Annotated in this window: 6 protein-coding genes; 3 read left to right on the plus strand and 3 right to left on the minus strand. The window is 45.5% G+C overall.

What is annotated here, in order from left to right; translation table 11 throughout:
* Nucleotides 1–195: 195 nt before the first annotated feature.
* On the minus strand, nucleotides 196–969 hold the full coding sequence (locus tag A4R26_RS05510; RefSeq protein WP_081161808.1) for a TatD family hydrolase: 774 nt from the start codon (nucleotides 967–969) through the stop codon (nucleotides 196–198).
* Nucleotides 970–1075: 106 nt separating this feature from the next.
* On the opposite strand from A4R26_RS05510, the gene A4R26_RS05515 reads away from it, so the two are divergent.
* The gene (locus A4R26_RS05515; RefSeq protein WP_081161811.1) at nucleotides 1076–1981 is read left to right on the plus strand and encodes a hypothetical protein; all 906 of its coding nucleotides are present in this window, start codon (nucleotides 1076–1078) and stop codon (nucleotides 1979–1981) included.
* Between the two features lie 139 nt (nucleotides 1982–2120).
* On the opposite strand, the gene A4R26_RS05520 is transcribed toward A4R26_RS05515, so the two are convergent.
* The gene (locus A4R26_RS05520; protein ID WP_081161814.1) at nucleotides 2121–2762 is read right to left on the minus strand and encodes a polysaccharide deacetylase family protein; all 642 of its coding nucleotides are present in this window, start codon (nucleotides 2760–2762) and stop codon (nucleotides 2121–2123) included.
* A 32-nt stretch (nucleotides 2763–2794) separates the two neighbouring features.
* Complete coding sequence (locus A4R26_RS05525; protein WP_081161818.1) at nucleotides 2795–3730, minus strand: ARPP-1 family domain-containing protein; 936 nt, start codon at nucleotides 3728–3730, stop codon at nucleotides 2795–2797.
* A gap of 194 nt (nucleotides 3731–3924) precedes the next feature.
* On the opposite strand from A4R26_RS05525, the gene gltX reads away from it, so the two are divergent.
* On the plus strand, nucleotides 3925–5463 hold the full coding sequence (gene gltX, locus A4R26_RS05530; RefSeq protein ID WP_081161821.1) for a glutamate--tRNA ligase: 1539 nt from the start codon (nucleotides 3925–3927) through the stop codon (nucleotides 5461–5463).
* A gap of 89 nt (nucleotides 5464–5552) precedes the next feature.
* A complete protein-coding gene (locus tag A4R26_RS05535; RefSeq protein ID WP_081161825.1) occupies nucleotides 5553–5909 on the plus strand; it encodes a four helix bundle protein in 357 nt (118 codons plus the stop codon).
* The last annotated feature ends 59 nt before the right edge of the window (nucleotides 5910–5968 follow it).

The following is a 5968-nucleotide window of genomic DNA, read 5'->3' on the forward strand; positions in this document are numbered from 1 at the left end:
TCTGTTTATTATCTTTCTATAATCGCTGCAAGATCCATAATTTCTCTCGTCTCGATTCTATCGGCCAGGGATTTAACCAATCACCTCTTAGCCGGCGTATACACACTTTCTCCCGTAACCGTCCCGATACATCGGGATTCAACCACTCGGACAAATCTCCTTTTTCAAGGGGCTGCAAATTTACATCTTCCACCCTTAGTCCCCGAATATTTTTTTTGCGTTCGCCGTAGTTATGCCCGCCGCATCTTCTACCCCTATTCCTTTTACCTCCGCCACCTTCTCCACAATATATTTCAGATAGCTGCTCTCATTTCTTTTACCCCTGAATGGTACCGGCGTCAGGTAGGGGGCATCGGTTTCCAGCACAATATGGTCTAACGGCAGGGCCTTTACCACTTCGCGTAAATGGGTATTTTTATAGGTTACCACCCCGCCTATGCCCAGGAAAAACCCGAGGTCAATGATCTGCTGCGCTTCCTCCAGGGTTCCCGTAAAACAATGAAAAATGCCCCGCAATGCGCCTTTCTGGTGCTCCTTAACGATCTGTATACTATCTGCCATTGACTCGCGGGAATGAATAACGATCGGCAACCGGTACTGCAACGCCCACTCTATCTGCTGGTGAAAGGCGTCCTTCTGAGCGTCTATAAAAGTTTTATCCCAATAATAATCCAACCCTATTTCTCCTACCGCTTTAAACGGCCGTTTGCCCAGCCATTCGCTTACCAGCGCCAGCTCCTGTTTATAATCCTCCTTTACCGAACAGGGATGCAGCCCCATCATGGCAAAACATTTTCCGGGATAATCCTGCTCCAACTGCAACATGGCTTCTATCACTTCGCTATCTACGGCCGGCAGGTAAAACCGCTGAACCCCCTCATTTTCAGCCCGCTCCATAACGGCCCTGATGTCCTTCTCAAAATCCTGCCCATATAAATGGCAGTGAGTATCAATTAATTGAATATTCATATCGGCCGCAAAATTCCCAAAAAAATTATGAATCTTTTAAACTATTTAGTACCCGCACCGTCATAACGGGGTTATTTATTTTGTTTTAATAGCCTTAATTTGTTGTATGAAAACTACTTCCCGGCTTACCAAAATGGTGGTAACAGCGATGGCAACAGGGCTGCTTTTTACAGCGTGCAAAAAGCATGATGAGGCCTCCGGCGCCAGTGACAGGGAGGAGTTCGCTGCTATGTCGGCCCGGTCCGACGCGGCCGCCGAGCTGGTATTTGATGACGTTTTCAATAATATTATGGGGGTAAGCAGTGAGGTTGGCGTTGGCGGAACTGGGGTTTTTGGCCGGGCCGATGTAAGTGCAGGCAACGGCTACCGGGTGGAGGGCATTGATTCAACCACATGCTACACAGTGATTACCAAACAATTAAGCACAAGCACCCGTTTCCCTTTACAAATAACCATCGACTTTGGCGCCGGTTGTACCGGCCGCGACGGCAGAACCCGTAAAGGCAGGATCATTATCGTTTACACCGGTCACCTGGCCGTTTCCGGTAACTCGGCAACCACCGCATTCGATAATTATTATTTGGAGAATGTTAAAATAGACGGAGCTTATAAACTTACCAATACGGGCACACCCGATAAAAAAAGTTATACTACACAGGTTATCAACGCCAAACTAAGCCAGCCGAACGGCAATTACGTGAAATGGAACAGTGAAAAAAAGGTTGCCCAGGTTGAAGGCGGCGCTACGCTCTTCATCGGGCTCGATGATGTCTTTAGCATAAGCGGCAACGCCGGCGGCTCAGTTCAGATGGATGGCAGGTATTTTCAATGGTCAACCGCTATTACCGCACCCCTCATTAAAAGATATACCTGCCGGTTTATCTCAAAGGGGACCCTCAGCTTGATGAAGGGAAATGACGCAGTGGCAGTGCTGGATTATGGCCCCGGGGTTTGCGATAACAAGGCAAGTTTTTCAGTAAATAACGAGGATCATGAAATTACTTTGCATTAATCCAAAAAAGTTTATACCTTTAATTCAGTTTTCATAGGGTACGGATTAAAAACGGGCCAGGGTGTCTACCCAGGCCCAACTTTTTTTAAGGACATACTGTCGCAAATCCCACTGGTTCTGCACCTGCTTTATCCTTATTTTACCGGCTTATTGCTTCAAAACGGTAGCCTTTTTCACTAAAATATTTAAGCGTTCTTGGCAATGCTTCCTGCAAACGGGGGAAGGCTTTTTCACTATCATGAAATACGATCACCGATCCCGGTTGTGCATTGCTGATAACATTCAACGAACAGGCTTCGGCCGACAGCTTAACATCAAAGTCGCCACTTAGTACATCCCACATGACTATACTAAAATTGCTGTTCACAGGTGAGTTGCGGATACCCGTTAATAATTTTACCTGAAAGCGGGTGATCCTGCCGTATGGAGGTCGAAAAAGATTGGAGTCGATATATTTTCCTGCAGAAAGAATATTCTTCAAATATTGCTCATCGGTAACCTTCCAGCCATTCAAATGATTGAACGTGTGATTACCAACACGATGCCCGCCATTTAAAATATCACTATAAATATCCGGATGGGCGGCAACGTTCTTACCAATGCAAAAAAATGTAGCCTTTGCATTATACTGTTTTAATTGCTCCAAAACAAATGGCGTAACTACCGGGTGCGGACCATCGTCAAAGGTGAGATATAAAATTTTTTCCTCGACAGGTATATCCCAGATACAACGTGGATACAGCTTCTTTAGCCACCAGGGAGTTTTTACAAAATATAGCATGCGATCATCCTCTTCGACAAAAATAACTGAAATTACTGTGCGTATCCGGTAATGTGTACCACTTTCTCTTTGTATCTGTACATCTTACCATTTTTTTTAAGGTATGCTTCCTGCGTAGCTTCACTGGTTAGAATGGGATTCAGATACGCTTTTACCGTTTCATCATTTATTACCGGCGCACTACCGGTGTTTATCGCTTCTTCAATATAGCCATGCAACAAAGGCTGCAGTTCGCCATAAAATAAATTATTACCTGCATATATATCGCAACCGATCACCTTATCGCCACTCATGCAAACAAAACCGGTAACGGTGCTATCGGTCTTTTTAAATTTCTCACCGAAATAACGCAGGTAGGCATCCTGCTCGGGTGTATACTTTTTGTCGCTGCGGCGTGCCAGGTATGCCATTGTGGATGAATTAGTGCCGCTTTTATTTAGCTGGTTCAGGATCTCTTTCCAAACCAACACCTGGTTATTTGACTGACCCAGCACTTTTCGCAATGCAGGATCAGCATAATTGCTGTACTGAATTTTTTTCACCCTATCGCTCCACCGGCCTTCTTCAACACACATTACCGGAATATATTGATCCCTGGGCGACGGGGGTAAAATGGTATCTTTTGCCACCATCCTGTCTTGCCGGCCGCCTAAAATGATTTCGCCGGAACCGATAAATACCGCTTTATTTCCATTATTGTTTATCCGTAGCCAGTGCACATTTTCTGTTGCGGCGGTGCCGCGTTCGGTTACCACCACCGTGCCGTTCGCCATGCCCTGGCTCAACGATTCAACACCGGGTACTACCCGTGCAGTTCCGCTGTACCCTTTCGGGCGAATGGGAATAATTTTCAGGTTTTTGTACGTCCAGGCGCTGTCATAATCTACGTACAGGTCATTATAGGTTAACTGGGCCGGGACTATTTTATATATGAACAGGAAAAAGAGAAAAATGAGCTTTTTTGGCATGGAGTAAAGATACAGAAGCGGAATTAGCTAATGTGCTGATTAGCCAATTTGCTAATGGACCGCCGCCTTTTATACGTCGCTGTGCAAGCCGCCCCTGTTTGCCGGGGTTTCATTAGCACATTATCACAATTTGTCCCGGCACAAGTCGGGATTAGCAAATTAGCACATTGAGCATTATCTTATATTTGCCCCCTATGGCAAAAAAAGTAAGGGTACGATTTGCACCCAGTCCAACAGGCGGCCTTCATTTAGGCGGTGTAAGAACGGTTCTATACAATTATTTATTTGCCCGCCAGCATGGCGGCGACTTCGTGTTGCGTATTGAAGATACCGACCAAAGCCGTTACGTTCCGGGCGCTGAGGAATATATTTATGAATGTTTAAAATGGTGCGGGCTCGATCCTGATGAAAGTCCGCTCAAGGGCGGCCCTCATGCCCCTTATCGCCAAAGCGAACGGAAAGAACTGTACAGGCAATATGCCGAATTTTTGGTTCAGGAAGGAAAAGCCTATTACGCATTCGACCGCCCCGAAGAACTGGAGTCGATGCGTGAACGGTTTAAGACAGCCGAAAACCCATCACCACAATACGATCACAAAGTACGGCAGGAAATGCGCAACTCCTGCTCGCTTACGTTTGAAGAAACCCAACGCATGCTGAACGATGGCGTACCGCACGTTATCCGTATTCGCATGCCCGAAAACGATACGGTTACCTTTACCGATATGATCCGTGGCGAAGTGAGTTTCAATACCGGTTTGGTCGATGATAAAGTACTGCTGAAAGCCGACGGCATGCCTACCTATCACCTCGCCGTGGTGGTTGATGATTACCTCATGAAAATAACCCATGCCTTCCGCGGTGAAGAATGGTTACCCAGCTCACCTGTGCATATATTGTTATGGAAATATTTAGGCTGGGAAGAACAGATGCCGCAATGGGCGCATTTGCCGTTGATCTTAAAACCCGATGGCAATGGCAAACTCAGCAAACGCGATGGCGACCGCCTCGGTTTCCCGGTATTTGCCATGAACTGGACGGTACCAGCCAAAGGCGACACGAAAGAAGAACTGATAAAAGGCTTCAGGGAATTAGGTTTTATGCCCGAAGCATTTGTGAATTTACTGGCCATGCTGGGCTGGAACGACGGCACCGACCAGGAACTGTTCACGATAGATGAGCTGAAAGAAAAGTTCTCGATGGACCGCGTGCATAAAGGCGGCGCCAAGTTCGATTTCGAAAAAGCCAAATGGTTCAACCACGAATGGATAAAGCGGTCGGATGTAGCAAGGCTGAAGCCCGACGTAAAACAAATCTTCGATCAGCATGGCCTGGCGGCAGCCGACGATAAACTTGAAAAAGTGATCAACCTCGTAAAAGAGCGCTGCACCTTACTCACCGATTTTGTGGAGCAGGGAAAATTCTTTTTCGAAACGCCGCAACAGTGGGACCTCGAAGCCATAAAACCAAAATGGAACGATGCCAAACAGGCGTTCTTTGGCGATGCGATTGGTTATTTTCAAGATCAAACCAACTGGAATGCTGCCGCTGATCTTGAAAATGGATTTAAAGAACTGGCAGCAGCCAGACAAATAAAACCCGGTGAAGTGTTATTGCCGTTACGTATAATGCTGGTAGGGGGAAAGTTTGGTCCGGGTGTGTTTGAGATTGCTTCTATCATTGGGAAGGAGGAGACTGTTGGGAGGATTAAGGCGGTGTTGGAAAAATTGTAACATAGTGGCTTAAAGCTTACAAGCTATAAGCTGTAAGCTTTAAGCTATAAGCGAAATACAGTTACCGGAATTATTAAACCTTCACTTCAATGAGGAATTTCAGAGAACTAAAGATTTGGAAAAATGGCATTGATATAGCCATAAAGACTTATCGGGTTACAGAAACTTTCCCTAAAGAAGACAAATATTCTATTGTTCAACAGATGAATAAAGCGGGAATCTCAATTCCATCCAACATCGCAGAAGGTTGTAGCAGAAAAAGCGATAGGGATTATTACCGGTTTATAGAAATAGCCCTGGGTTCAGCATTTGAATTAGAGACCCAGGTCGTAATTGCAGAACAATTGAAAAAAGGTGATCAACAGTTATTACAGGAACTAAAAAATGCTATAGTAGAAGAGCAAAAAATGCTTACTGGCTTTCAACAAGCATTAACTAAAGACTAGCATGATATACAGTTTGTCTTTGATTTTTGCTTACAGCTTATGGCTTACAGCTTATGGCT

The organism is Niastella populi (assembly GCF_002078015.1).
In the GTDB taxonomy this organism is placed as follows: Bacteria; Bacteroidota; Bacteroidia; order Chitinophagales; family Chitinophagaceae; genus Niastella; species Niastella populi.

What these genes read in the sequence shown, in the direction of transcription:
- gltX (WP_081161821.1), top strand. Translation starts at nt 3,925, where the DNA reads ATGGCAAAAAAAGTAAGGGTACGATTTGCACCCAGTCCAACAGGCGGC.
- A4R26_RS05535 (WP_081161825.1), top strand. Translation starts at nt 5,553, where the DNA reads ATGAGGAATTTCAGAGAACTAAAGATTTGGAAAAATGGCATTGATATA.
- A4R26_RS05515 (WP_081161811.1), top strand. Translation starts at nt 1,076, where the DNA reads ATGAAAACTACTTCCCGGCTTACCAAAATGGTGGTAACAGCGATGGCA.
- A4R26_RS05525 (WP_081161818.1), bottom strand. Translation starts at nt 3,730, where the DNA reads ATGCCAAAAAAGCTCATTTTTCTCTTTTTCCTGTTCATATATAAAATA.
- A4R26_RS05510 (WP_081161808.1), bottom strand. Translation starts at nt 969, where the DNA reads ATGAATATTCAATTAATTGATACTCACTGCCATTTATATGGGCAGGAT.
- A4R26_RS05520 (WP_081161814.1), bottom strand. Translation starts at nt 2,762, where the DNA reads ATGCTATATTTTGTAAAAACTCCCTGGTGGCTAAAGAAGCTGTATCCA.